Origin of the sequence: Micromonospora sp. ATCC 39149 (assembly GCF_000158815.1) — a bacterium.
Classification (GTDB): Bacteria; Actinomycetota; Actinomycetes; order Mycobacteriales; family Micromonosporaceae; genus Micromonospora.
This window is the reverse complement of sequence record NZ_GG657738.1, coordinates 1,876,056-1,877,082: the sequence shown is the minus strand read 5'-3', so window position 1 is coordinate 1,877,082 and position 1,027 is coordinate 1,876,056. Positions and strand designations below refer to the sequence as shown.

The window sequence follows — 1,027 nt, the reverse complement described above, 5'->3', positions numbered from 1 at the left end:
GGGACGCCGCGCCCGGACAGCGCCGCCGAGCAGGCCCTGGAGCAAGCCCTGGCCCCGCATGGCGTTGTTCGCCTGGATCCGGCGGCATCCCGCCGGGGACCGGCCGCTGGGCGGTCTCTTCGTGATGGACGAGGCGCAGACCCTCGCGCCGTCCAGCGGGAACACCGCCTGCACGGCCAGCTCCATCGCCCTGGCCTCGCAGGCCCGCAAGTACGGCCTCGGGCTGGTCTTCGCCACCCAGGCCCCGAAGGGCCTGCACAACCAGATCTCCGGCAACGCCACCACCCAGTTCTTCGGGCTGCTCAACGCACCCGCGCAGATCGACGCGGCCCGGCAGCTCGCCGAGGCCAAGGGCGGCCGGCTGCCGGACATCGGGCTGCTGACCAGCGGCCAGTTCTACGCGGCGGGGGAGGGCTTCTCCTTCGTCAAGGTGGACACCCCGCTGTGCCTGACCCACCATCCCAAGGCGCCGCTGACGCCGGAGGAGGTGGTGGCGCGGGCGGCCCGGTCGCGACCCGACGGGGGCGTGCCGGCCGACTGGCCGCGCGGGGCCGCCGGGGGTGCCCCTCCCTACCGGAGGCGTCAACAAGGGGCCCCTCCTTGCACTGCCTATGCTCGGGGAATGGAACTGCGGATCTTCACCGAACCCCAGCAGGGCGCCACCTACGACCAGCTCCTCGCCGTGGCCCGCTGCGCCGAGGACGCCGGCTACGGCGCGTTCTTCCGGTCCGACCACTACCTGAAGATGGGCGCGGTGAGCGGCGACCCGGGCCCGACCGACGCCTGGACCACCCTGGCCGGCATGGCCCGGGACACCTCCCGGATCCGGCTCGGCACGCTGATGACGGCCGCCACCTTCCGCTTCCCCGGCCCCCTCGCGATCACCGTGGCGCAGGTCGACCAGATGAGCGGCGGCCGGGTGGAGCTGGGCATCGGCGCCGGCTGGTTCGCCGAGGAGCACAGTGCGTACGGCATCCCGTTCCCGGCGCTGGGGGAGCGGTTCGACCGGCTGGAGGAACAGCTCGCC

Annotated in this window: 1 protein-coding gene; it reads left to right on the top strand. The window is 73.8% G+C overall.

Annotation, left to right across the window (positions count from 1 at the left end):
- Positions 1 to 622: 622 nt before the first annotated feature.
- On the top strand, positions 623 to 1,027 hold a 405-nt coding region (locus MCAG_RS07650), incomplete at its 3' end, for an LLM class flavin-dependent oxidoreductase (protein ID WP_007072389.1).